This is a genomic window from Caulobacter sp. DMC95 (assembly GCF_056313785.1).
Window position 1 is genome coordinate 379981 of sequence record NZ_JBQUZP010000003.1, and the last position, 23042, is coordinate 403022.

Below are 23042 nucleotides of genomic sequence, written 5' to 3' on the forward strand. Positions count from 1 at the left end.
TCAAGCCTCGAGCAGCGCCCGGATCCGGCAGACCACGCCCTCGGGCTGGAAGTCGATCACCGCCGCGCCGGCCAGCTCGGCGGCGAGCCCGCGCTCGATCAGGCGCGAGCCGAAGCCGCGCCGCTCGGGCGGCTTGACCGGCGGTCCGCCGCGCTCGATCCAGGTCAGGTCCAGTCGCGCCGCGCCGGGCTCGGGAGCCAAGGCCCAGGCGATATGAATGCGCCCCTCGGGAGCGCGCAACGCCCCGTACTTGACGGCGTTGGTGGCCAGTTCGTGCAGGGCCATGGACAGCGACAGAGCCGTCTTCGGCGACAGGCGGATCGCCGCTCCGCTCAGTTCGAACCGCCCCTCACCGCCATGAAGCGCGGCCACGCGGGAGGCGACGTCGTGCATCTCCGCCCCCTCCCAGTTCTCGCGGGTGAGCAGGTCATGAGCTTCGGCCAGAGCGATGATCCGGTTGGAGAAGGCTTCCTGGGCGTCGTCCAGAGAATGCTGGCCGTTGAAGCTCTGGGCGGCGATGGCCTGGATCGTCGCCAGGCTGTTCTTGACGCGATGGTTCAGCTCGTTGACCAGCAGGCGCAGGTGCAGCTCGGCGCGCTTGCGATCGGTGATGTTGACCACCGCGCCGACGAACCGATGGGCCTTGCCGTCCTCGCCGAAGAACACCTTGCCCTTCACGCTCAGCCATCGCTCGACATGGTCGTCGCGCCCGACGACGCGGAACTCCACCGCGTAGTCAGCGCGGATCTCGGGATCAAGGGCCTGGCGGGTCGCGTCTCGCGCCTTCGTCGCATCGGTGGGATGGACGCGCGCGTAGAAGGTGTCGACGGTCACGGGCTCGCCCAACGCCACGCCGAACATCTGGTAGCAGCGATCCGACCAGCTCAGGGCGCCGGTGTCGACATCAAGGTCCCACGTGCCGACGTCGGCCGCGTCCATCGCCAGGCGCAGCGTCTCTTCCTGCCGCAGCAAACGATCGACCGCCTCACGGCGCTCGGTGACGTCCGAGACCACGCCGACGAACCGGGTGCAGCGCCCGCCCTCGAAGAACGCGCGGCCGAAGGTCTCGACCCAGCGCAGCGCTCCGTCGCTGACGCGATAGATCCGGTATTCCAGGTTGATCGTACCGGGCCCGGACGGATCGGTGGCGTCGCTCACCGCCGCCGCCACCGCCTCGCGATCATCCGGATGCAGGATGGCCATAAGCTGCTCGAAGTCGTGCGGCGACTCGGCGTCGACCCCGAAGATGGCCCGGGCCCTCTGGTCCCAATAGCGCGATCCGGTCTCGGGATTATGGTCCCACCGCCCCATGCCGGCCGCCTGGGCCGCCAGGTCCAGCTCCGCGCGCGCCGCCGCCAGCTCAGCGTCGACCTGCTTGCGCTCGGTGATGTCGACGATGACGCCCGTGTTGCGCGACGGCTGGCCGTCATCGTCGAGATAGGACTGGCCTCGCGTGAAGACCCAGCGGATCGAGCCGTCGGCCTGCACCAGCCGGTACTCATCGGAAAAGGCGTCGCCGCTGGCCGCGGCCGACAGGGCCAGGTCGCGGATGCGGTCGCGATCCTCGGGATGGACGGCGGGGGTGAAGCTCTGGGGCGGCAGACCGGCCTCGGCGAAGACCGGCTCCACGTTGTGAAGTTCGGCGTACCGCGCGTCAGCATAGACCTTGTTGGCCTTCATGTCCCATTCCCAGGCGCCGACCACGCCCGCCACCGCGCGCGCCATCTCGTAGCGCTCCTGGGTGACGCGGAGAGCCTTCTCGGCCCTGACCGAACGCGAGATCTCGACGGCGGCGACCAGCACCCCGCCCACACCGCCCGGCGCGGCGCTGTCCGGCACCGGGCTGTAGTTGATGGCGAAGTAAGCGGTTTCCAGCGCCCCCTCGCGCAGCACCTTGAGCGGCAGCCGCTCGAAGGCGTAGCCGGGGCTCCGCCCGGCCAGGATCTCTTCATGCAAATCCCGCAACGTCGCCTGGAACTCCGGCGTCGTGTCGTAGAAGCTCTGGCCTAGCGCGGCGGGATGGCGCTCATGCAGCGACGGCGCGTAGGCGTCGTTGTAGATGAGGATCAGCTCTGGGCCCCAGCGCAGGGCCATGGGGAAGTTGCTTGCCAGCAGGATGTCGGTCAGCAGCCGCAGCGCGGGCGACCAGGCCTCACGCGGGCCCAGGGGCGTCTTCGACCAGTCAAAGGCGAGAACGCGCGCGGCCATCTCGCCACCCGCGATCCTGGTCAATCTAGGCGTGGCCCTTTGGCCGCCCTCGCCCATCCTGAAGGTCCCCCATCCGGCCCCCCGACCGGCCCTGACCGCAAGGTGACCTCATAGTGAACGGGGATTCAAGCGTGGCCTTAGCTAAACCTCGCGCAAGGCGAGCGAAGACGCTGTCTTCGCTCGCCCCGTACAACCTATTGTAATCCTGAAGGATCAATCGATAGGCGACCAGCGCTTCTCCGCCACGGCGGCTTGGCGCTTGGGACCGCGGAACGCGTTCTGGCCCTCGCCGGACTTCTGACCCGGCTTGCCGGGGCCCTTGCCCTGACCCGGACCACGGCCTTGAGCCTTCTGCCCGCCTTCGGGGCGACCGCCGCCGCCGCCATTGCGGTTGCGCTGGCGCTTGCGGCGCAGCTCCGAGGGGACGTCGTTGCGCGGGTCGGCCTTGCGCGGATCGACATACTTCTCGGCCGGAACCAGCTTGTCGGCGACGGCGGCGGCGGCGGCCAGCTGCTTGTCGTTGCGGCGGTCGAAGGACGGGATCGTCTGGCGGGTGGCCTTCTGGATGTCCTTCAGCAGGTTACGCTCGTCATCGGCGCAGAAGCTGATGGCGATGCCGTCCTTGCCCTTGCGGGCGGTGCGGCCGATCCGGTGGACATAGGCCTCCGGCACGTTGGGCAGCTCGTAGTTGATGACGTGGCTGACGTCGTTGACGTCGATGCCGCGCGCGGCGATGTCGGTGGCCACCAGGGCCCGCATCTCGCCGGCCTTGAAGGCGGCCAGAGCCCGCTCGCGTTGGCCTTGAGTCTTGTCGCCGTGGATCGAGGCGGCTTCGATACCCGCCGCGTTCAGGTACTTGGCCACCCGGTCGGCGCCGCGCTTGGTGCGGGTGAAGACGATGGTGCGGGAGAAGCTCGTGTCCGCGAACAGCTCGGCCAGCAGCGGACGCTTGCGCTGGGCCTCGATGAACAGCACCCGCTGGTCGATGCGCTCGACCGTGGTGGCTTGAGGCGCGACCGAGACCTGCACCGGATCCTTCAAGAGCTCGCCGGCCAGCTTGCCGATCTCGCTCGGCATGGTGGCCGAGAAGAACAGGTTCTGGCGGTTCTTGGTCAGTTGGGCGGCGATCTTGCGGATCGGCACCACGAAGCCGAGGTCCAGCATCTGGTCAGCTTCGTCGAGGACGAAGATTTCCGTGCCCGAGACGATGGCCGACTTCTCGGCCATGTGGTCCATCAGGCGGCCGGGGGTGGCGACCAGCACGTCGATGCCGCCGGCCAGGGCCTTCATCTGCGGGCCGTACTTGACGCCGCCATAGATGGTGTGGACCGACAGGCCCATGTGAACGGCGTAGGCCTTGAAGTTCTCGGCGATCTGGGTGGCCAGCTCGCGGGTGGGCGAGAGGACCAGGCAGCGGAAGCCGCGGCGCGGAGCCGGCTTACGGTCTTCGGCCAGGCGCTGCAGGATCGGCAGGGCGAAGGCGGCGGTCTTGCCGGTGCCGGTCTGGGCGATGCCCAACAGGTCCTTGCCCTGCAGCACCACCGGAATGGCCTGGGCCTGGATCGGGGTCGGTTCCTTGTAGCCCTTTTCAGCCAGCGCCTTCAGCAGCGGCTTGGCCAGGCCAAGGTCGGAAAATTGAGTCACGTGTGTTGTGTCTTTCATGCGCCGAAAGACAGCCCGTGCGTTCCTCGCACGGCTGGCCTGTCGGCTATCGTTCGGAGGAGCGCCCCGCGTGCACGGGCGATCGGGTGAGAAAAGCTCTCAAGGCGCTCGACAGGCTGGTCCGAAAACGGACCCTCACGCGGCTGGAGCGCCAATAGCGCCGAAGTGGCGCGCGGTGGGTATCGGTTATCCTAGCGGGAAAGTCAAGTTTTGCGAAAATCCTCCCCCTCGCGGGGGAGGTGACGCGGAGCGTCGGAGGGGGAAGTTCTGCTGACCTTGCCCCTTCCCCCTCCGTCGCCTCTTCGAGCCGACACCTCCCCCGCGAGGGGGAGGATTGACCAGCCCACCGCTCCGCGCCACACCGCGCTCATGACCAAGCCTATCGTCCTCGTCGCCGCCGCCGCCCTCATCGATGTCGACGGCCGCGTGCTGATCTGCCAGCGCCCGCAGGGCAAGCAACTGGCCGGCCTGTGGGAGTTTCCCGGCGGCAAGGTCGAGGCCGGCGAGACGCCGGAAGAGTGCCTGATCCGCGAACTTCAGGAGGAGCTCGGGATCAAGGTCGCGCACGCCTGCCTGGCGCCGTTTGTTTTTGCGTCTCACAGTTACGAGTCTTTTCACCTCCTGATGCCACTGTACCTGCTGCGTCGCTGGGAAGGCCAAGTGACGCGCAAGGAGCACGAGGCGCTGGCATGGGTAAAACCGGACAAGCTGAGCGACTATCCGATGCCCCCGGCCGACGAGCCGCTGGTGGCCTGGCTACGCGACGTCCTCTGAGCGCGTTCTGGGCCGATCAGTCCGGCGCCACGGCCGTCGAGGTCGGCGTGATCGTGGTGCTGATCAGCATCGCCCTGATCGGCGCGATGACCGTGCTGAGCGACGGCATCAAAACCGCCTTCACCAAGTCCGCCGACGCGATGGGCAGCTAGCGGCCCTACCCCGCCTTATCGCCAGCCGGCTGCTCTTGTGTCCCCAGAGCATCGGCCAGACGCATCTTGGCCGAGCCTGGCCGCAGTGGCTTCTGCTGGCTGTCATGCGGCGCCCAGCCGGTGACCGAGACGATCTCGAACGTCGCCGGAACCTTGCCGTCGGCCTCGGCGAACCGTTCGACATAGAGCTCCATCGCGCGGAACAGGACCTTGCGGGTCAGGGGCTTGCGCGCGCGGTCCAGCAACACGCTGGTCTCGCCCATCTTGCGCAGATCCTGCAGTAAGGCGATCGGGTGGGCGTAGCGCACCTTCACCCGATCCACATCCGCGACCGGTAGCGCAAAGCCAGCCCGTTGCAGCAGGCCCGCGGCGTCGATGGCGTCGGCGAACGGCGAGATCCGCATCGACGCGCCGTCCGACAGCTCGGCCTCGGCCGCCAGCAAGCACTGGCGCAGCTCAGTCAGGGTGGCCCCGCCAAAGATCGCGCCGACGAACAGGCCGTCGGGCCGCAGCGCCCGGCGGATCTGGATCAGCGCGCCGACAAGGTCATTGGTCCAGTGCAGCGACAGGGTCGAGACCACCAAGTCCAGGGTGGCGTCCCCGAACGGCAACCGCTCCTCATCGGCGACAACACGCAGGCCAGCACGACCGGCCAGCATTCGCCCCGACAGGTCGGCCTCGATCAGCGTGTCGATGTTGGCGCGGGCGTCGCTGTCGCTCAAGGCCTTGAAAAAATGGCCATTTCTCGCGCCGAGGTCGACGGCGACCGGAAACCGTCGCAGGATCGTCTCCAGCCGCATCACCACGTCCTGGGCGGCGCGGGCCTTCAGGAAGTCGGCTGCGGCGAAATCGGGCGCGGCGCGGTCAAGGCGCTGGCGATGCAGGGCGCGGTCGAACAGGAACGGAGAAGCGGTCATGCGGGCGGAACATGGCGATTTCGAACCGACATGGAAAGCCGCCTCCCGCGTGATGGTCCCTCATTTGCGAGGTCTGGGACGCGGCCTGCTGGACCTCGTCCTGCCGCCCGCCAGCCTGGATGGGGCCAGCGCCCTGACCGGCGGCCTCTCGCCTGAAGCCTTCGCCAAGGTTACCTTCCTCGACGATCCGGTCTGCGACGGCTGCGGCCTGGCGATGCTTTACACCGACGCGGCGGCAGAGCGTTGCCTGGCCTGCCAGACCAAGCCCAAGGCCTTCGCCCGGGCCCGCGCGGCCTGCGTCTATGACGAACACTCGCGGGACCTGGTCCTGATGCTCAAGCACGCCGACCGCGTCGACCTCGCGGGCCTATTCGCCCGCTGGTTGTCCCGCGCGGCGACCGACCTGCTGGACGAGGCTGACGCTATCGCGCCGGTCCCCGCGCACCGGGCGCGGATGTTCACCCGCCGCTACAACCAGGCCGCCGAGATCGCTCGCCCCTTGGCGCGGATGGGGGCTCGCCCTTATCTGCCCGACGCCCTGGTCCGGCGGCGCGACACCCAGAGCCAGGGCGGCAAGTCGGCCACCGGGCGTCGGCGCAACGTGGCGGCGGCCTTCGTCGTGCCGCCGTCCCGGCGACGCCAGGTCGAGGGCCGCAAGATCCTACTGATTGATGACGTCCTGACCACCGGCGCCACGGCCGAGGGCTGTGCGCGGGCGCTACTGGCGGCTGGCGCGGCCAGCGTGACCCTATCCGTCGTCGCGCGCGTTACAGAAATGCAGGCGCGTCCTATATGAGGACGGCGAAACACCAGCGAGTCATCTCATGGCCAAGGTCACTATCTACACCCGCCCCTTCTGCCCCTACTGCTCGCGCGCCGTGGCGCTGCTGAACGACAAGGGCGCCGACTTCACCGAGATCGAGGCCGGCATGGATCCCGCCCTGCGCCAGGAAATGATGCAGCGCTCGGGCCGCAACACCTTCCCGCAGATCTTCGTGGGCGAGCAGCACATCGGCGGCTGCGACGACATGATGGCCCTGGAAGACCAGGGCAAGCTGGACGCGCTTCTGAACGCATGAGCCAGGCCGCGCCGCTCCGCGTCGGGCTGATCCAGACCCGCACCCCCGCCACCCACGCTTCCGCGCTTGATCATGTGGCGCCGCTGGTGCGCGAGGCCATCGCGGGCGGCGCGAAGGTCGTGCTGACCCCCGAATGCACCAACGTCGTCCAGAAGGACCGCAGCCTGCTGCTGCCCGCGCTCAAAACCCTGGACGAAGACCCAGTGGTGCTGGGGCTGCGCGACATCGCGGCGGAGACCGGGACCTGGATCGCCATCGGCTCGGCCCTAGTGCGCCGCGAGGCGGGCGAGAAGGCCGCCAACCGTCAGGTGGTCATCGACCCTGCGGGCGCGATCGTGGCGACCTACGACAAGCTGCACATGTTCGATGTGGACCTGCCGACCGGCGAGACGGCGCGGGAGTCCTCGGCCTATGAGCCCGGCGAGGCGGCCGTGGTGGTCGACACGCCCTGGGCCAAGCTTGGCCTGACCATCTGCTACGACATGCGCTTCCCCGCCCTGCACCGAGCCCTGGCCCTGGCCGGCGCCACCGTGCTGACGGTTCCGGCCGCCTTCACCCGTCCGACCGGCGAGGCGCACTGGGAGATCCTGCTGCGCGCCCGCGCCATCGAGACCGGCTCCTTCGTGCTGGCCGCCGCGCAAGGCGGGTTCCACGAGGACGGTCGCGGCACCTGGGGCCGCTCGATCGTGGTCGGTCCGTGGGGCGAGGTGATCGCCACGTTGGACCATGACGAGCCCGGCGTGCTCCTGGCCGACCTTGACCTGCCCGCCGCCGACAAGGCGCGCGCGGCGATCCCCGCCCTGAAGAACGCCCGGGCTTTCACCGGCCCGTGAGCGTCACCATGTCTATCCCATGATCAAGTACGCGCTCCGGTGCGACCGGACTCATGAGTTCGAAGGCTGGTTCGGCTCGTCGGCCGACTATGACGATCAGGCCGCGCGCGGTCTGGTCGAATGCCCCGTGTGCGGCTCGACCGGCGTCTCCAAGCAGATCATGGCCCCGGCCGTCGCCGGCACCAAGGCGCAGCGCTCGGCCGCCCCCGCCGTCGATCCCAAGATGCGCGAGATGATGATGACGGCCATGGGCGAGGTCCGCCGGCACGTCGAGGAGAACTTCGACTATGTCGGCGACGCCTTCGCCAAGGAGGCCCGCGCCATCCACGAGGGCAAGTCCGAGGAACGCGGCATCTACGGCGAGGCTTCCCCCGCCGAGGTCAAGGCGCTGGTCGAGGACGGGGTCAAGGTCGCGCCCCTGCCGCCGGGACCGCCGAAGAAGACGGAAGTGAACTGAGGCCTTACTCGCCGAAGGTCCGTCGCCGCCCGGCCCGGATCGGGCGTTCCTGCTCGAAGGCCAGCGCCAAGGTCGGGACGCCGGCTGCGTCTCTCAGAATCTGGACCGAGATCGCGCAGTCATAGGGCTCGCCGTTCTTGCGGTAGTTGCGGATGACCACCGTCGAGCGGTCGTCGCGCCGGATGGCCCGCGCCAGCGCCTTGCGGGCCGCCAGTGTGGTGCCCGCGCCCTGCAACATGCGCGGCGTTCGACCGATCATCTCCCCCGGGGCGTAGCCGGTCATCCGCTCGGCGGCGGCGTTGCTGAACAGGATGGTCGGACCGGTGGCCGAGAAGTCCACGTCGGTGATCACGACCGGGGTGTCGCTGTCGGCGTACTGACGCGCCAGATAGTCAAGCATCGGCTTCTCCGCTGGCCTCCAGCATCCGCCTGCGCAATTAACGGCTGATTAACTCCCCAAAATCGCAGACAAAACGGGCGTTTCGGCGCGGCGAGACGTCGCATCGGCGCGCCAAGAACCCTTCAATTATGGATTTGTTTACGCACAACACCGTTCCGTGAAGCTTCACCGTCATCAGCGAGCAGGAACGGACGTGGCCGAGGTCAACACGATCGAAGAGCGTTTGGAGTTCATGGGTCTGGACGCCACAGCGCGGACCCGGATCTCGGCCATCGGCCCGACGATCAAGGCCCGCCTGAGCCCGGCGATGGACGGGTTCTATACCAAGGTCCGCAGCAATCCGGCGACGATCCGGTTCTTCCCGAACGAGGCGGCCATCGAGCACGCCAAGCAGAAGCAGGTCGCTCACTGGGAGCGGATCCTCACCGGCCAGTTCGACCAGGGCTATGTGCAGGCGGTGACCACCATCGGCCAGGTCCACGCGCGCATCGGCCTGGAGCCGCGCTGGTACATCGGCGGCTATGCGGTCGTGGTCGAGAGCCTGATCGACGCCCTGGTCAAGGCCCGTTGGCCGCGCGGCATGCTGATGAGCAAGGGACCCGATCCGTCGGAGGTCTCGGCCGAGTTGGGCGCGCTCGTAAAGGCGGCGATGCTCGATATCGACTACGCCCTGTCGGTCTATCTGCAGGCGGCCGAGGAGGCGCGCCGCAAGGCCGAGATCGAGGCGATCCGCACCGAGCGGGAGTCGATCGTCAAGAGCGTGGGCCAGGCGCTTTCGGCGCTCAGCGACGGTCTGCTGAACTATCGTCTGAACGAGGATCTGCCCGCCGAGTACGCCCAGTTGCGCGAGGACTTCAACGCCGCGATCCAGACGCTGGAAGCGACCATCCAGGGCATCGCCGGGGCCTCGGCCAATGTCGAACGCGGTGCGGTGGAGATCGCACAGGTCTGCGAGGACCTGACGGCCCGCACCGAGCGCCAGACCTCCGACATCGTCAAGGCCGCCGGCGCGATCGACGAGATCACCAAGGCGGTGAAGACCAGCGCCCAGGGCGCCAAGCAGGTGGCCGCCTCGGCGTCCGCCGCCCGGGGCAAGGCCGAGCTGTCCAGCGATCTGGTGCGCGACGCCGTCTCGGCCATGGACGAGATCGAGAAGGGCGCCGGCCAGATCGCCCAGATCATCGGCGTGATCGACGAGATCGCCTTCCAGACCAACCTTCTGGCGCTCAATGCTGGGGTCGAGGCGGCGCGGGCCGGCGAGGCGGGGCGCGGCTTCGCGGTCGTCGCCCAGGAAGTGCGCGCCCTGGCCCAGCGCTCGGCCGAGGCGGCCAAGGAGATCAAGTCCGTCATCGCCCAGAGCACCACCCAGGTCACGCGCGGCGTCGAGCTGGTCGGCCGCACCGGTGAGGCGCTGATCGACATCACCGGACAGATCTCGGAAATCGACACCCTGATCCAGGGGATCGCCGACGCCGCCTCGGGTCAGGCCGCCAACCTGGGCGACGTCAACGGGGTCATGAACCAGATGGACGCCACCACCCAGCAGAACGCCCAACGCGTCCTGCAAGCCACGACCGAGGCGGCGGCCCTGCGTCGCGGCGCGGGCGAGTTGGCGGCGCTGGTCGCGGGCTTCGAGACCAGCGCGGTCGGCGCGCAGGCCGCGCCGCGTCGGGCGGCGGCCTGAGGTAGGCGGCGGCGGGGAACCGCCGCCTCAGAACTTCGTCTTGCAGCCCTGCTTCAGGTGAACCCCGCGCAGGAAGCCGCGGCGGGCGAGGCCCGCGTCGACGGCGGCGTTCATCTGGCGGTCGGCGGGGGCCGCGCCGGTGACTTCACGGACCAGACCGCGGAACGGGATGATGCTGTTGATGATGGTCTTGCCGCCCGCCTCGGCCAGCTTGCCGGCGCGGTTCTCGGCGTACTCGGCGCCGACCTTGTAGTCGGGCCCTAGCACCACGTTCAGCGCCTTCACCTCGTTGGCCAGGGCCTGACAGGACTTGAGTCCCTTGAGGCTGTAGGGGTCATCGAAGGCCTTGGCCAGGATCGGCGGAACCTCGCGCTTGGACAGGCCGACATCGCGCACCGGCTGGGTGCCGATGTCGACGGCCTTCTTGCCCGCCTCGCCCCAGCGACCGGCGGGTTCGTCCGGCTTGGCGGGCGGCTTGACCTGAGCGTGGGCCGTAGAGCCCAGCAACAAGGCGGCGGCTCCGGCCATGATCAGCAGCTTGTTCGGCATCGCAACGCCCTCCCGACAAAACACGCCACGGGAACGGCAAGCCTCGCCGCCGGTTCCCGCCCGCAGGTCCCTCGGCGCGAACTCTAAGGCCTGCGCACGATCCATCGCCACCCCAAAGCGTGTCATCCCGGCCGAAGCGCAGCGGAGAGCCGGGACCCAGGGGCGGCGCGCGCGGCGGTTCGTCCCCCCCTGGATCCCGGATAGCGCTCCGCGCTTCCGGGATGACACGGATCTAAGCACTTGGGTGAGAAGCCCTAATTCGGCGGGCCGCCCGCTTCCAGGTCGAACGCCGCGTCGAAGGCGTCGTCGCCGGGAACCGCCCCTTCGAGCGCAGCGTCGAACAGGTCCTCGAGCGACGACCAGATGAAGGTCATCTGCTCCATGATCGTCGGCGCGATCGCTGGATCGAAGCCCGGATAGAGGTCTTCCACAAGCCACAGGCCGACTCCCGGATCAAAGGCGAAGCGGCAGCCGATCAGACGGAACTGGGCGCGGGCCATGGTCTCGAACAGGGCGGTCAGATCGCGGGCGGCGTCCAGGTCTTCATGATCCAGCACCAGGCAGCGGATCTGCAGCCAGCCGTGGTCAGGCAGAAGGTAGAAGGCCCCCTCGTCCTGGTCCTCGCCCGAGATTTCGAGCCCCCGGTCGATCGCTTCCACGACATAACCCGCCGCGCGGCAGGTGTCGGTGAGCGCGGCCAGCAGGGCGGCTTCCTGGTCGGGCGTGAGGTCTGTCATGGCGGCGGTGTTCCGATGTGTGGTGCGTCGGCGGCTTCTAGCACGGAACGCTTTGGCCGGGACGCGACCAATTCCGGGGACTGGTCAGACAACCTACTTGCCGTCGCCACATGTTAGCGCTACCAAGTGCCGACGAACGCGCGCCGCCGACGGTGTCGGCGCTTCAGACGCTCGAGTTTTGGGGAGACGACGCCGTGGGCGTGAGTGAATTCCTGCCGGAAGATTGGAAAGACGCGACCCTGCTGGGGCGTATGGATTTCGGCGAAGGCCCGACGCCGGTGCTGGTGCGCGGCGGCCGCGTCGAGGACGTCTCGAAGATCGCCCCCACCGTCGCCGACGTGATGAACGCCTTCCAGCCTGGCGCCATCATTCCGCGCGGCGAGGACAAGGGTCCGTTGGAAGCCCTCGACATCCGCCCGGTCTGGGAAGACCCGGACGGCGCCGCGCCGGTGAAGCTTCTGGCCCCCGTCGACCTGCAATGCCTGAAGGCCGCTGGCGTGACCTTCGCGGTCTCGACCCTGGAGCGGGTGATCGAGGAGCGCGCGCGCGGTGACGCCGCCGCCGCCCTGAAGATCCGCGAGCAGCTGTCGGCCAGCATGGGCGGCGACCTCAAGAGCGTGAACCCGGGCTCGGAGGGCGCCGAGCGCCTGAAGCAGACCCTGATAAAGGACGGCCTCTGGTCGCAGTACCTGGAAGTGGCCATCGGACCCGACGCCGAGATCTTCACCAAGGGCCCCACCCTCTCGTCGATGGGCTGGGGCGACCAGGTAGGCGTGCGCAGCGACAGCCACTGGAACAACCCTGAGCCGGAAGTCGTGCTGCTGTGCGACGGTTCGGGCCAGATCCGCGGCGCGGCGCTGGGCAACGACGTCAACCTGCGCGACTTCGAGGGACGCAGCGCCCTGCTGCTCAGCAAGGCCAAGGACAACAACGCCAGCTGCGCCATCGGCCCGTTCTTCCGCCTGTTTGACGACACGTTCTCGCTGGACGACGTGCGCTCGGCCGAGGTCGAGCTGAAGATCACCGGCCGCGACAACTTCGTCCTCGACGGCAAGTCGAACATGAGCCTGATCAGCCGCGATCCGGCCGTCCTGGCCGGCCAGGCCTATGGCAAACAGCACCAGTATCCGGACGGCTTCGCGCTGTTCCTGGGCACCATGTTCGCCCCGATCCAGGATCGCGACACCCCCGGCCAGGGTTTCACCCACAAGGTCGGCGACCGCGTCCGCGTCTCGACCCCCAAGCTGGGCGTGCTCGAGAACGAAGTCACCACCTGCGACAAGGCCAAGCCGTGGACGTTCGGCATCTCGGCCCTGATCCGCAACCTGGCCGGTCGCGGCCTGCTCTAATCCAGATCGAAGGACCATCGGCACATGACCGACACCCTGCGCCACTACATCGGCGGCGAACGCGTCGCCGCTGACGCGCCGGCCGAGAGCCTCAACCCGTCGAACACCAACGACGTCGTCGCCAAGGTCCCGATGGGCGGCCAGGCCGAGGTCGACGCCGCCGTCGACGCCGCCCGCAAGGCCTTCCCGGCCTGGGCCGACGCCTCGCCGGAAGTCCGCTCGGACCTGCTGGACAAGGTCGGCTCGACCATCATCGCCCGCAGCGCCGACATCGGCCGCCTGCTGGCCCGCGAAGAGGGCAAGACGCTGGCCGAGGGCGTCGGCGAGACTGTCCGCGCCGGCCGCATCTTCAAGTACTTTGCGGGCGAAGCCCTGCGCCGTCATGGCCAGAACCTGGAAAGCACCCGCCCCGGCGTCGAGATCCAGACCTACCGCCAGGCCGTCGGCGTCTATGGCCTGATCACGCCCTGGAACTTCCCGATCGCCATCCCGGCGTGGAAGGCCGCCCCGGCCCTGGCCTTTGGCAACACCGTGGTGATCAAGCCGGCCGGCCCGACGCCCGCCACCGCCAACGTGCTGGCCGACATCATGGCCGAATGCGGCGCGCCGGCGGGCGTGTTCAACATGCTGTTCGGTCGCGGCTCGATGGGCGACGCGCTGATCAAGCACAAGGACGTGGACGGCATTTCGTTCACCGGCTCGCAAGGCGTGGGCGCGCAGGTCGCCGCCGCCGCCGTGGCCCGCCAGGCCCGCGTCCAGCTGGAGATGGGCGGCAAGAACCCGCTGATCGTGCTGGACGACGCCGACCTGGAGCGGGCCGTCGCCATCGCGCTGGACGGCTCCTACTTCGCCACCGGCCAGCGCTGCACCGCCAGCTCGCGCCTGATCGTCCAGGACGGCATCCACGATCGGTTCGTCGCCCTGCTGGCCGAGAAGGTCGCCGCCCTGCGCGTGGGCGACGCTCTGGACCCCAACACCCAGATCGGCCCGGCCGTCTCCGAAGACCAGATGGAGACCAGCTACAAGTATATCGACATCGCGACGTCGGAAGGCGGCCGCGTGGTCACCGGCGGCGACCGCATCAAGCTCGACAATCCGGGCTGGTACGTGCGTCCGACCCTGATCGCCGACACCGAGGCCGGCATGCGGATCAACAACGAGGAGGTCTTCGGGCCCGTCGCCTCGACCATCCGCGTGAAGTCTTACGAAGAGGCCCTGGAGATCGCCAACGGCGTCGAGTTCGGACTGTCGGCCGGCATCGCCACGACCTCGCTCAAGCACGCCCGCCACTTCCAGCGCTACGCCCGCGCGGGCATGACCATGGTCAACCTGGCCACCGCCGGCGTCGACTATCACGTGCCGTTCGGCGGCACGAAGAGCAGCTCGTATGGGGCCCGCGAGCAGGGCTTCGCGGCGGTCGAGTTCTTCACCCAGACCAAAACCTCCTACTCGTGGTCGTAAGCAGCATGTCCTCAGCCATCTATCCCAGCCTGAAGGGCAAGCGCGTCGTCATCACCGGCGGCGGCTCGGGCATCGGGGCCGGCCTGACCGCCGGCTTCGCGCGCCAGGGCGCGGAGGTGATCTTCCTCGACATCGCCGATGAAGACTCCAAGGCCCTGGAGGCCGAGCTGGCCGGCTCGCCGATCCCGCCGGTGTACAAGCGCTGTGACCTGATGAACCTCGACGCGATCAAGGCGACCTTCGCCGAGATCGGCGACATCGACGTGCTGGTCAACAACGCCGGCAATGACGACCGCCACAGCCTGGGCGACGTGACCGGCGCCTATTGGGACGAGCGGATCAACGTCAACCTGCGCCACATGCTGTTCTGCACCCAGGCCGTCGCGCCGGGCATGAAGAAACGTGGCGGCGGCGCGGTGATCAACTTCGGTTCGATCAGCTGGCACCTGGGCCTTGAGGACCTTGTCCTCTACGAGACCGCGAAGGCCGGCATCGAGGGCATGACCCGCGCCCTGGCCCGCGAGCTCGGCCCCGACGATATCCGCGTCACCTGCGTGGTGCCGGGCAACGTCAAGACCAAGCGCCAGGAGAAGTGGTACACGCCCGAAGGCGAGGCCGAGATCGTCAAGGCTCAGTGCCTGAAGGGCCGCATCCTGCCCGAAAACGTCGCCTCGCTGGTGCTGTTCCTGGCCTCGGACGATGCGGCGCTGTGCACCGGCCACGAGTACTGGATCGACGCGGGCTGGCGTTAGGTCTGGGGCTTTTTTCCCTCGCGGACTTTCCTCATGCCTAGGCAAGCCTTACGAACGCGCAGCACCGAAATCTGGGAGACCGTGCGGAAATGACCTGCGTCTGGGACTTGAAGGCGACCTTGGGCGAAGGCCCGATCTGGCTCAACGACACCCTTTGGTTCGTCGACATTAAGCAGCAAAAGATCCACGGCTTCATCCAGAGCTCCGGAGAGAAGCTCACCTTCTCCGCGCCTGAGCCTGTCTCGTTCTTGGCGCCGCTGGCGGGGGCCCCCGGCAACTTCCTTGTCGGGCTGAAGTCGGGTCTCCACCGCTTCAATCCGATCATGGGCGGGTTCTTGCCCCTGGCGACCATCGAAGACGCCACGCTGGACAACCGCACCAACGACGCCACGGTCGACGCAAAGGGCCGCCTTTGGTTCGGCACCATGCACGACGGGGAAGAAAACAAGAGCGGCTCGCTGTACCGGATGGACGCCACCGGCGTCGCGCGGATGGACCGCGACATCTGCATCACCAACGGTCCCTGCGTCTCGCCCGACGGCAAGACCTTCTACCACACCGACACCCTGGAAAAGACGATCTACGCCTTCGACCTGTCCGAGGAAGGCCTGCTGTCGAACAAGCGCGTCTTTGTGAAGATCGCCGTGGGCGACGACGTCTATCCGGATGGTTCGGTCGTCGACGCCGAAGGCTATGTGTGGACGGCCCTGTGGGGCGGGTTTGGCGCGGTGCGCTTCTCACCGCAGGGCGAGGCCGTCGCGCGCATCGAGCTGCCCGCTCCGAACGTCACCAAACCCTGCTTCGGCGGGCCCGACCTGAAGACCCTTTACTTCACCACCGCCCGCAAGGGCCTGAGCGACGAGACCCTGGCGCAGTATCCTCTGGCTGGCGGCCTGTTCGCCATCCAGGTCGACGTCGCCGGCCAACCCCAGCATGAGGTACGCCTTGCCTAACCGCACGCCCCGCCGGTTCCGGTCCCGCGATTGGTTCGATAACCCCGACCATATCGACATGACCGCGCTCTATCTGGAGCGCTTCATGAACTACGGGATCACGCCGGAGGAGCTGCGCAGCGGCAAGCCGATCATCGGCATCGCCCAGACCGGCAGCGACATCTCGCCCTGCAACCGCATCCACCTCGATCTGGTGTCGCGGGTGCGGGACGGGATCCGCGACGCCGGGGGAATCCCCATGGAGTTTCCGGTTCATCCGATCTTCGAGAACTGCCGTCGCCCAACGGCGGCGCTGGACCGGAACCTCTCGTACCTGGGTCTTGTCGAGACCCTGCATGGATATCCGATCGACGCCGTGGTTCTGACCACCGGCTGCGACAAGACCACCCCGGCCGGGATCATGGCCGCCACCACGGTCAATATCCCGGCCATCGTGCTGTCGGGCGGTCCTATGCTGGACGGCTGGCACGAGAACGAGCTGGTCGGTTCGGGCACGGTGATCTGGCGTTCGCGCCGCAAGCTGGCGGCCGGCGAGATCACCGAGGAAGAGTTCATCGACCGCGCCGCCTCGTCGGCGCCGTCGGCGGGCCACTGCAACACCATGGGCACGGCCTCGACCATGAACGCCGTGGCCGAGGCGCTTGGCCTGTCGCTGACCGGCTGCGCGGCCATTCCCGCCCCGTACCGCGAGCGCGGCCAGATGGCCTACAAGACCGGCCAGCGGATCGTCGACCTGGCCTATGAGGACGTCAAACCGCTCGACATCCTCACCAAGAAGGCCTTCGAGAACGCCATCGCCCTAGTGGCGGCGGCCGGCGGCTCGACCAACGCCCAGCCGCATATCGTGGCCATGGCCCGTCACGCCGGCGTCGAGATCACCGCCGACGACTGGCGCGCGGCCTACGACATCCCGCTGATCGTCAACATGCAGCCGGCCGGCAAGTATCTGGGCGAGCGCTTCCACCGGGCCGGCGGCGCGCCGGCGGTGCTGTGGGAGTTGTTACAGCAGGGCCGCCTGCACGGCGACGTGCTGACCGTCACCGGCAAGACGATGGCGCAGAACCTGCAAGGCCGCGAGACCAGCGACCGCGAGGTGATCTTCCCCTACGCCCAGCCGCTGGCCGAAAAGGCCGGGTTCCTGGTGCTGAAGGGCAACCTCTTCGACTTCGCGATCATGAAATCCAGCGTGATCGGCGAGGAGTTCCGCAAGCGCTACCTGTCGCAGCCCGGCCAGGAAGGCGTGTTCGAGGCCCGCGCCATCGTGTTCGACGGCTCGGACGACTATCACAAGCGGATCAACGACCCGTCGCTGAACATCGACGAGCGCTGCATCCTGGTGATCCGCGGCGCGGGCCCGATCGGCTGGCCCGGCTCGGCCGAGGTCGTCAACATGCAGCCGCCGGATCACCTGCTGAAGAAGGGGATCATGAGCCTGCCCACGCTGGGCGATGGGCGTCAGTCGGGCACCGCCGACAGCCCCTCGATCCTCAACGCCTCGCCCGAGAGCGCGGTCGGCGGCGGACTGTCGTGGCTGCGGACGGGCGATGTGATCCGCATCGACCTCAACACCGGCCGCTGCGACGCTCTGGTGGATGAGGCTACGATCGCCGCGCGCAAGCAGGAGGGCATACCGGCCGTTCCCGCCACCATGACGCCCTGGCAGGAGATCTACCGCGCGCACGCCAGTCAGCTCGACACGGGCGGCGTGCTGGAGTTCGCGGTCAAGTACCAGGACCTCGCGGCCAAGTTGCCCCGCCACAATCACTGACGCGAAGGGCCTTCGGAGCGATCCGGAGGCCCTTTTTGATTGTGGGTTGAGCACACTCACCCCGCGCCGCCTTGGTAAACGCGGCTGACCATTTGCCGAAGGTTCAAAAAGCCTTAAGAGGAATGTTGCAAATTGTAAAATTCTTCTCTGGGTTGAAACCCATTCTGGGTGTATTGATAGGGCCACGGGCCAATTGTTGAGCGCGGGCAGGATGTTGTCGGTGAACCGAGCCCTTCCTCAGCGACCGGAGTCGCCCAGCCTGGTGATCATGACCACGATCCTCCAGCTCGGCCTCGTGGTCCTGGTCTGGCTGGTCGCACTGGTCCCCGCCGCGCTGGCGGCGTTAACGATGCTGGCCGTGAGATCGGCGCGCGGCGCCATTGGTCCTTCTAGTGTTCGACGCATAGCGCGCCGCTGAGACCTTGGCCCGCGCCAGGAGGCCGGCCACTATGCCTTCGACCAACGGAGGCCCCATGCGCGACATCGACTGGCTGATGGCCGAAGCCCAGGCGCTGCGCGAGCGCGGCGAACGCGACACGGCGCGCGCGCTCTATGACGAGGCCTTGGAGAAGGCCCGTGCGACGGAGGAGCCAGAGGGTCTGGCCAAGGCCCTGCGCCATGTCTCGGACCTCGACCGGGAGACGGGCCGCCCGGAGGCCGCCCTCGCCGCCGCCGAGGAGGCCGCCACCCTCTACGGCGCGCTGGGACGGGAGCACCGCCTTGATCTGGCCAACGCCCTGCGGCTCACCGCCCTGGCGCTGGAGGCGCTGGGTCGTCCGGCGCTTCAGCCTTGGCGCGAAGCGGGCGATCTCTACGCCGAACTCGACATCGCCGCAGGGCTGGCGGAGGCCGAGCGGCATCTGGGTTTAGGGGGGGATTAAAGGACGCCGTCAACCGACCGTGCGGGTGGCGGTCGCAGAAGCGCCCCCTCCGTCTCGCCGCTTCGCGCCGATCCACCTCCCCCGCAAGCGGGGCAGGAGGGGGACGGTTTCCTCCTCACCCGTAAAACGGGGGAGGTGGCGCGCGGCGCGGCTGCGTGACGGAGGGGGCCCTCAGGCGCTCATGAAAGTCCGCCCCTCAAAACCGCGTCATCCCGGAAACGCCGCTGCGCGCTACGGCCGGGATGACACAGCTTTGATGTGTTCCCTAGTTCGGCCCGCCGGTGCTGAAGTCGAACTGCTCGGGACGCGGCTTGCCGCCGCCGAAGGCGTAGCTGAAGCCGATGAACGCGGTGCGGACATTGACCTTGGTCTCGTTGCGGTCGCGCAGGCGCGCGGCGTTAGTGACGCCGGCGATCTTGAAGCTGTCGACCACGTCATTGACGGTCACGACGAAGTTCAGCTTGTCGTTGACCTTCCGGCGATAGCCCAGGTTCACCATCTGCACCGGCTCGCGATAGCCCTGCGGCGTGATGCGCCGGCCCGAGGTGAAGGCGTTGACCTGGAAGAAGTCCTTCGGGGTGGCCTGGAAGTTCACATTGGCCCGGCCCGACAGGCTGGTGTCCGAGCGCTTGCCAGTGAAGCCCAGGCTGGCGGCGTCGATCTCGTTCCAGAACGCCTGGCCGCTGAGGTTGTAGGTCAGCTTCGGCGTCAGACGGCCGACGACGACAAACTCCAGACCGCCGTTGCGGCTCTTGGCCAGGTTCTCGCGGGTGGTCAGGAACACGCCGCCGCCCAGGTCCTTGACCACGTCGGTCACGCCGTCGCGGGTGTCGCGATAGAAGGCGGTCGCCAGATAGGTCGTCGGGCCCTTGCGGTACTGCCAGCCCAGCTCGAACGAGTCGGTGACCTGCGGCTTCAGGTTCGGGTTACCGGCCCGGAAGTTATAGGGGTCCTGGTAGATCGGATACGGGTTCAGGTCCTGGGCGCCCGGACGGGCCACCCGGCGGCTGAAGCCCGCGCTCAGGCTGTTGGCGTCATTGATGCGATAGCCCGCGTTCAGCGTCGGATAGAGCCGCAGATAGTCGTTCGAGCCCTTCTGGCCCGAGGTGATCTGGTCGGTGCGGATCTCGACCTGCTCTGCGCGCAGACCGGTCTGCACGGTCAGGTCGCCGAACGGACGCTCGTAGGTGACATAGGCCGCGAACACGTCCTGGTCATAGGCGAAGCGGTTGGTGCGGGCCGGGTCGACGGTCTGGCCGTTCAGCGTGGCCCCGCGCGCGCCGTAGTTGTTGTAGTCGTTGTCGGCGCCTTCGAAATCCAGGCCGGTCTTCAGCTTGGCCTGGTCGGCCAAGGGCTTGGCGTAGTCGAGCTTCCAGTTGGCGCGCTTCTGCTCCGAACCGAAGCTGAAGGCTTCATAGAAGTCCGGCGCGCCGGCGGTGTAGTCGGCGAAGGCGTCGCCGCCGCGCTTGAAGCGGGTGATCTCGTACTCGGCGCGCGAGGTCAGTTCGTGGCCGGCGCCGGTGAACTGGCGGCGATAGTCGCCGGCGATGGCCGAGTTGTCGCGGATCATCACGCCGGTGCTGTCGCGCAGATAGGCCTGCTGCGTGACGCCCGCGCTGTTGCGCGACAGGTAGGTCTCGCGACCGTCGCCCTCGTAGTCCATGCCGCGATAGCGCACTTCGGCCGACAGGCGGGTCTTCTTGTCGAGGTCGTAGTCGACGCCGGTGCGCAACGACAGCGCGCCGCCCTTGTTCAGCACCTCGGCGGTCTGGTCGGCGTCCAGGGTGACGGCGCCGGCCGCATTCAGCGACTGACGGTCGACGATCGAGGTGACTTCCTGGCGGTCGTAGCGATAGCTGGCGTCGCCCGAGAGCGTGAGCTTGCCTTCGCGGCGCTGCGCGCTGATCCCGCCGTTGTAGCGGCCGTCGGGACCGACATTGGCGCGCACCGTGCCGGTGACGCCGGCCTTCTGGGTCTTCTTGGTGACGAGGTTGATGACGCCGGCCGAACCGTCGGGGCGATACGCCGCCGAGGGGTTGGTCATCACCTCGACGCGGTCGATCTGGTCGGCAGGCAGTTGCTGCAGCGCGTCGGCGCGGTTGTCGCCGTTGAACATCCCCGAGGGCTTGCCGTCGATCAGGATGGTCACGTTGGAGTCGCCACGCAGGCTGACATTGCCCTGCACGTCGACCTCGACAGACGGGACGTTGCGCAGGGCGTCGCTGATCGAGCCGGTCTTGGCGCTCAGGTCATTGGCGACGCTGTAGCTGCGGCGGTCGATATCGGTGCGCATCGCCGTGGCGTCGCTGCGGATCACCACGCCTTCAACGGCGGTCGGCGCGTCCGCCGGTTTGGCGGGGGGGGTCTGGGCGGGCGCGGAGGGCGCAGGGGCCGTTTGGGCCAGACCAAGGGCCGGCGGCGCGATCACGGCGGCGGCGGCGAGGAGGGCGAACTTCAGGCGCAAGGGAGACCTCAACTTCAAGCGTCGAGCGATACGCTGCGGACGTCCGCGCGGTCTCGACCGACAGCCGTAAAGACGGTCCGAAGCCCCGGGACAAATTTCTTTTCGGCAATGTTGCCGGTCGGGGACTCCAAGTGGCATTCGCGCCACAGGCGTGAACCTGGGATCCGACACTCTGCCGTCGCGGAAACCACCGCCTCTCTGCTATCGATACGCGCGCAGGGGTGAGTCCCGCGCGTCGGCGATGTGGTCGTCAGAACCACCGCTTGCGCGCTGATACCGGTAACACTAATGTCGCCGGCAACCAGAGGTCCGACAAGGACCTGTAGGGCATCAACGGGCCAGTCTGGCCCCATGGGGAGGGAACCTGTGGCTTCAGTATCCAACGCCGGGCCCAGCGCCGGCATGAGCGCCGATGGCGGGAAGGTCAACATGACCTTCGTCGCTGCGATCGTCGCCGTCGCCACGATCGGCGGCTTCATGTTCGGCTACGACAGCGGCGTCATCAACGGCACGCAAGAGGGCCTGGAGAGCGCCTTCAATCTCAGCAAGCTGGGCACCGGCCTGAACGTCGGCGCCATCCTGATCGGTTGCGCCATCGGCGCCTTCGCCGCCGGCCGCCTGGCCGACGTGTGGGGCCGCCGTACGGTGATGATCATCTCGGCGCTGCTGTTCGTGATCAGCGCTATCGGCACCGGCGCGGCCGAGAGCTCGATCGTGTTCATCGTCTTCCGCCTGATCGGCGGCCTGGGCGTGGGCGCGGCCAGCGTGCTTTGTCCGGTCTACATCTCGGAAGTGACGCCCGCGAACATCCGCGGCCGCCTGTCCTCCGTGCAGCAGATCATGATCATCACCGGCCTGACCGGCGCTTTCGTGGCCAACTACGTGCTGGCCCACACCGCCGGCAGCTCGACCGCCGAATTCTGGCTGGGCCTGCCCGCCTGGCGCTGGATGTTCTGGATGCAGGTCATTCCCGCCGGCGTGTTCTTCCTGTGCCTGCTGGGTATTCCGGAAAGCCCCCGCTACCTGGTGGCCAAGGGCAAGGACGCCCAGGCCGAAGCCATCCTTTCGCGCCTGTTCGGTGCGGGCCAGGGCGCCAAGAAGGTCGAGGAAATCCGCGCCTCGCTGAGCAGCGACCACAAGCCGAAGTTCTCGGACCTGCTGGACCCGACGACCAAGAAGCTGCGCGTCATCCTGTGGGCGGGCCTGGTGCTGGCCGTGTTCCAGCAGCTCGTGGGCATCAACATCGTCTTCTACTACGGCTCGGTGCTGTGGCAGTCGGTCGGCTTCACCGAAGATGACAGCCTGAAGATCAACATCCTGTCGGGCACGCTGTCGATCCTGGCCTGCCTGCTGACCATCGCCGTGATCGACAAGATCGGCCGCAAGCCGCTGCTGCTGATCGGCTCGGCCGGCATGGCCGTGACCCTGGGCGTGATGACCTGGTGCTTCTCGACGGCCACCACGGTCAACGGCGTGCTGACCCTGGGCGACCAGGTCGGCGTGACGGCCCTGATCGCCGCCAACCTCTATGTGATCTTCTTCAACCTCTCATGGGGTCCGGTCATGTGGGTGATGCTGGGCGAGATGTTCCCCAACCAGATGCGCGGCTCGGCCCTGGCCGTCTGCGGCTTCGCCCAGTGGATCGCCAACTTCGCCATCTCGGTCAGCTTCCCGGCCCTGGCTGCGGCCAGCCTGCCGATGACCTACGGTTTCTATGCCGTAAGCGCCCTGGTCTCGTTCTTCCTGGTCCAGAAGCTGGTCCACGAAACGCGCGGCAAGGAGCTGGAAGCGATGCAGGGGTAGCTGAGAGACAAGCTCCTCCTCCGCATGCGGGGGAGGTGGCCCAGAGGGCTGGAGGGGGCGAACTCGGCCGACCTCCAACCCGCCCCCTCAGTCGCTGCGCGACAGCTCCCCGCATCGCGGGGGAGCATCTTCAAGAACCGCCCGGGAGCCTTCGCTTCC

Annotated in this window: 21 protein-coding genes and 3 pseudogenes; 17 read left to right on the top strand and 7 right to left on the bottom strand. The window is 67.9% G+C overall.

Annotated elements, in window-relative coordinates; all coding sequences use genetic code 11:
* Both ACT53N_RS09880 and ACT53N_RS09885 read right to left on the bottom strand, forming a co-directional pair.
* Positions 1-2265 carry a PAS domain-containing protein gene (locus tag ACT53N_RS09880; RefSeq protein ID WP_476063731.1) on the bottom strand — a complete coding sequence of 755 codons (2265 nt, stop codon included), beginning with the start codon at positions 2263-2265 and terminating at the stop codon, positions 1-3.
* 156 nt (positions 2266-2421) lie between these two features.
* Complete coding sequence (locus ACT53N_RS09885) at positions 2422-3852, bottom strand: DEAD/DEAH box helicase (RefSeq protein ID WP_476063732.1); 1431 nt, start codon at positions 3850-3852, stop codon at positions 2422-2424.
* Positions 3853-4239: 387 nt separating this feature from the next.
* On the opposite strand from ACT53N_RS09885, the gene mutT reads away from it, so the two are divergent.
* The gene (mutT, locus tag ACT53N_RS09890) at positions 4240-4644 is read left to right on the top strand and encodes an 8-oxo-dGTP diphosphatase MutT (RefSeq protein WP_096052285.1); all 405 of its coding nucleotides are present in this window, start codon (positions 4240-4242) and stop codon (positions 4642-4644) included.
* Positions 4623-4796, top strand: a complete 174-nt coding sequence (locus tag ACT53N_RS09895; protein WP_476063878.1) for a Flp family type IVb pilin — start codon at positions 4623-4625, stop codon at positions 4794-4796. Before mutT ends, ACT53N_RS09895 begins: the two co-directional genes overlap by 22 nt.
* A gap of 5 nt (positions 4797-4801) precedes the next feature.
* Here ACT53N_RS09895 and ACT53N_RS09900 read toward each other — a convergent pair whose 3' ends face one another.
* Positions 4802-5713: a methyltransferase domain-containing protein gene (locus ACT53N_RS09900; protein WP_476063733.1), complete on the bottom strand. Its 912-nt coding sequence runs from the start codon at positions 5711-5713 to the stop codon at positions 4802-4804.
* Here ACT53N_RS09900 and ACT53N_RS09905 point away from each other — a divergent pair.
* From ACT53N_RS09905 to ACT53N_RS09920, 4 genes are read left to right on the top strand one after another with little or no spacing between them, the layout of a single operon-like run.
* Positions 5712-6509, top strand: a complete 798-nt coding sequence (locus ACT53N_RS09905) for a phosphoribosyltransferase family protein (RefSeq protein WP_476063734.1) — start codon at positions 5712-5714, stop codon at positions 6507-6509. The genes ACT53N_RS09900 and ACT53N_RS09905 overlap by 2 nt on opposite strands.
* Before the next feature lie 28 nt (positions 6510-6537).
* Complete coding sequence (grxC, locus tag ACT53N_RS09910) at positions 6538-6792, top strand: glutaredoxin 3 (RefSeq protein ID WP_096052288.1); 255 nt, start codon at positions 6538-6540, stop codon at positions 6790-6792.
* Positions 6789-7625, top strand: coding sequence for a carbon-nitrogen hydrolase family protein (locus ACT53N_RS09915; RefSeq protein ID WP_476063735.1), 837 nt, complete (start codon positions 6789-6791; stop codon positions 7623-7625). Before grxC ends, ACT53N_RS09915 begins: the two co-directional genes overlap by 4 nt.
* 19 nt (positions 7626-7644) lie before the next feature.
* The gene (locus ACT53N_RS09920; RefSeq protein ID WP_476063736.1) at positions 7645-8082 is read left to right on the top strand and encodes a DUF1178 family protein; all 438 of its coding nucleotides are present in this window, start codon (positions 7645-7647) and stop codon (positions 8080-8082) included.
* 4 nt (positions 8083-8086) lie between these two features.
* On the opposite strand, the gene ACT53N_RS09925 is transcribed toward ACT53N_RS09920, so the two are convergent.
* A complete protein-coding gene (locus ACT53N_RS09925) occupies positions 8087-8482 on the bottom strand; it encodes a PAS domain-containing protein (RefSeq protein ID WP_476063737.1) in 396 nt (131 codons plus the stop codon).
* Positions 8483-8675: 193 nt separating this feature from the next.
* Here ACT53N_RS09925 and ACT53N_RS09930 point away from each other — a divergent pair, with 193 nt between their 5' ends.
* Positions 8676-10166, top strand: a complete 1491-nt coding sequence (locus tag ACT53N_RS09930) for a methyl-accepting chemotaxis protein (protein ID WP_476063738.1) — start codon at positions 8676-8678, stop codon at positions 10164-10166.
* A 27-nt stretch (positions 10167-10193) separates the two neighbouring features.
* Here the strand turns inward: ACT53N_RS09930 and ACT53N_RS09935 are convergent, their stop codons facing one another.
* Positions 10194-10715, bottom strand: a complete 522-nt coding sequence (locus ACT53N_RS09935; RefSeq protein ID WP_476063739.1) for a hypothetical protein — start codon at positions 10713-10715, stop codon at positions 10194-10196.
* Between the two features lie 90 nt (positions 10716-10805).
* Between ACT53N_RS09935 and ACT53N_RS09940 the strand changes: the two are divergent.
* Positions 10806-10916 (top strand): annotated as a pseudogene (locus tag ACT53N_RS09940) (hypothetical protein); the annotation flags it as partial.
* Positions 10917-10969: 53 nt separating this feature from the next.
* Here ACT53N_RS09940 and ACT53N_RS09945 read toward each other — a convergent pair.
* Complete coding sequence (locus ACT53N_RS09945) at positions 10970-11452, bottom strand: hypothetical protein (RefSeq protein WP_476063740.1); 483 nt, start codon at positions 11450-11452, stop codon at positions 10970-10972.
* 194 nt (positions 11453-11646) lie between these two features.
* Here ACT53N_RS09945 and ACT53N_RS09950 point away from each other — a divergent pair, with 194 nt between their 5' ends.
* From ACT53N_RS09950 to ACT53N_RS09985, 8 genes and pseudogenes are all read left to right on the top strand, one after another.
* Positions 11647-12801: a fumarylacetoacetate hydrolase family protein gene (locus ACT53N_RS09950; protein WP_476063741.1), complete on the top strand. Its 1155-nt coding sequence runs from the start codon at positions 11647-11649 to the stop codon at positions 12799-12801.
* A gap of 24 nt (positions 12802-12825) precedes the next feature.
* Positions 12826-14262 carry an aldehyde dehydrogenase family protein gene (locus tag ACT53N_RS09955; RefSeq protein WP_476063742.1) on the top strand — a complete coding sequence of 479 codons (1437 nt, stop codon included), beginning with the start codon at positions 12826-12828 and terminating at the stop codon, positions 14260-14262.
* Between the two features lie 5 nt (positions 14263-14267).
* Positions 14268-15014 (top strand): D-xylose 1-dehydrogenase, encoded by a 747-nt coding sequence (xylB, locus tag ACT53N_RS09960; protein ID WP_476063743.1) that lies wholly within the window; start codon positions 14268-14270, stop codon positions 15012-15014.
* Positions 15015-15103: 89 nt separating this feature from the next.
* Complete coding sequence (gene xylC / locus ACT53N_RS09965; RefSeq protein WP_476063744.1) at positions 15104-15967, top strand: D-xylonolactone lactonase; 864 nt, start codon at positions 15104-15106, stop codon at positions 15965-15967.
* Positions 15960-17735 (top strand): xylonate dehydratase XylD, encoded by a 1776-nt coding sequence (gene xylD, locus ACT53N_RS09970; RefSeq protein WP_476063745.1) that lies wholly within the window; start codon positions 15960-15962, stop codon positions 17733-17735. Before xylC ends, xylD begins: the two co-directional genes overlap by 8 nt.
* 211 nt (positions 17736-17946) lie before the next feature.
* Positions 17947-18153 carry a hypothetical protein gene (locus ACT53N_RS09975; protein ID WP_476063746.1) on the top strand — a complete coding sequence of 69 codons (207 nt, stop codon included), beginning with the start codon at positions 17947-17949 and terminating at the stop codon, positions 18151-18153.
* A gap of 55 nt (positions 18154-18208) precedes the next feature.
* Positions 18209-18604: pseudogene (locus ACT53N_RS09980) on the top strand (tetratricopeptide repeat protein); the annotation flags it as partial.
* A 39-nt stretch (positions 18605-18643) separates the two neighbouring features.
* Positions 18644-18775: pseudogene (locus ACT53N_RS09985) on the top strand (hypothetical protein); the annotation flags it as partial.
* 106 nt (positions 18776-18881) lie between these two features.
* On the opposite strand, the gene ACT53N_RS09990 reads toward ACT53N_RS09985, so the two are convergent.
* Positions 18882-21080 (bottom strand): TonB-dependent receptor domain-containing protein, encoded by a 2199-nt coding sequence (locus tag ACT53N_RS09990; protein WP_476063747.1) that lies wholly within the window; start codon positions 21078-21080, stop codon positions 18882-18884.
* A 366-nt stretch (positions 21081-21446) separates the two neighbouring features.
* Here ACT53N_RS09990 and ACT53N_RS09995 point away from each other — a divergent pair, with 366 nt between their 5' ends.
* Entirely contained in the window at positions 21447-22883 is a 1437-nt protein-coding gene (locus ACT53N_RS09995; protein ID WP_476063748.1) for a sugar porter family MFS transporter, read from the top strand.
* The last annotated feature ends 159 nt before the right edge of the window (positions 22884-23042 follow it).

What these genes read in the sequence shown, in the direction of transcription:
- ACT53N_RS09880 (WP_476063731.1), bottom strand. Translation starts at nt 2,265, where the DNA reads ATGGGCGAGGGCGGCCAAAGGGCCACGCCTAGATTGACCAGGATCGCG.
- mutT (WP_096052285.1), top strand. Translation starts at nt 4,240, where the DNA reads ATGACCAAGCCTATCGTCCTCGTCGCCGCCGCCGCCCTCATCGATGTC.
- ACT53N_RS09905 (WP_476063734.1), top strand. Translation starts at nt 5,712, where the DNA reads ATGCGGGCGGAACATGGCGATTTCGAACCGACATGGAAAGCCGCCTCC.
- ACT53N_RS09900 (WP_476063733.1), bottom strand. Translation starts at nt 5,713, where the DNA reads ATGACCGCTTCTCCGTTCCTGTTCGACCGCGCCCTGCATCGCCAGCGC.
- grxC (WP_096052288.1), top strand. Translation starts at nt 6,538, where the DNA reads ATGGCCAAGGTCACTATCTACACCCGCCCCTTCTGCCCCTACTGCTCG.
- ACT53N_RS09915 (WP_476063735.1), top strand. Translation starts at nt 6,789, where the DNA reads ATGAGCCAGGCCGCGCCGCTCCGCGTCGGGCTGATCCAGACCCGCACC.
- ACT53N_RS09920 (WP_476063736.1), top strand. Translation starts at nt 7,645, where the DNA reads ATGATCAAGTACGCGCTCCGGTGCGACCGGACTCATGAGTTCGAAGGC.
- ACT53N_RS09925 (WP_476063737.1), bottom strand. Translation starts at nt 8,482, where the DNA reads ATGCTTGACTATCTGGCGCGTCAGTACGCCGACAGCGACACCCCGGTC.
- ACT53N_RS09935 (WP_476063739.1), bottom strand. Translation starts at nt 10,715, where the DNA reads ATGCCGAACAAGCTGCTGATCATGGCCGGAGCCGCCGCCTTGTTGCTG.
- ACT53N_RS09945 (WP_476063740.1), bottom strand. Translation starts at nt 11,452, where the DNA reads ATGACAGACCTCACGCCCGACCAGGAAGCCGCCCTGCTGGCCGCGCTC.
- ACT53N_RS09955 (WP_476063742.1), top strand. Translation starts at nt 12,826, where the DNA reads ATGACCGACACCCTGCGCCACTACATCGGCGGCGAACGCGTCGCCGCT.
- xylB (WP_476063743.1), top strand. Translation starts at nt 14,268, where the DNA reads ATGTCCTCAGCCATCTATCCCAGCCTGAAGGGCAAGCGCGTCGTCATC.
- xylC (WP_476063744.1), top strand. Translation starts at nt 15,104, where the DNA reads ATGACCTGCGTCTGGGACTTGAAGGCGACCTTGGGCGAAGGCCCGATC.
- ACT53N_RS09975 (WP_476063746.1), top strand. Translation starts at nt 17,947, where the DNA reads ATGTTGTCGGTGAACCGAGCCCTTCCTCAGCGACCGGAGTCGCCCAGC.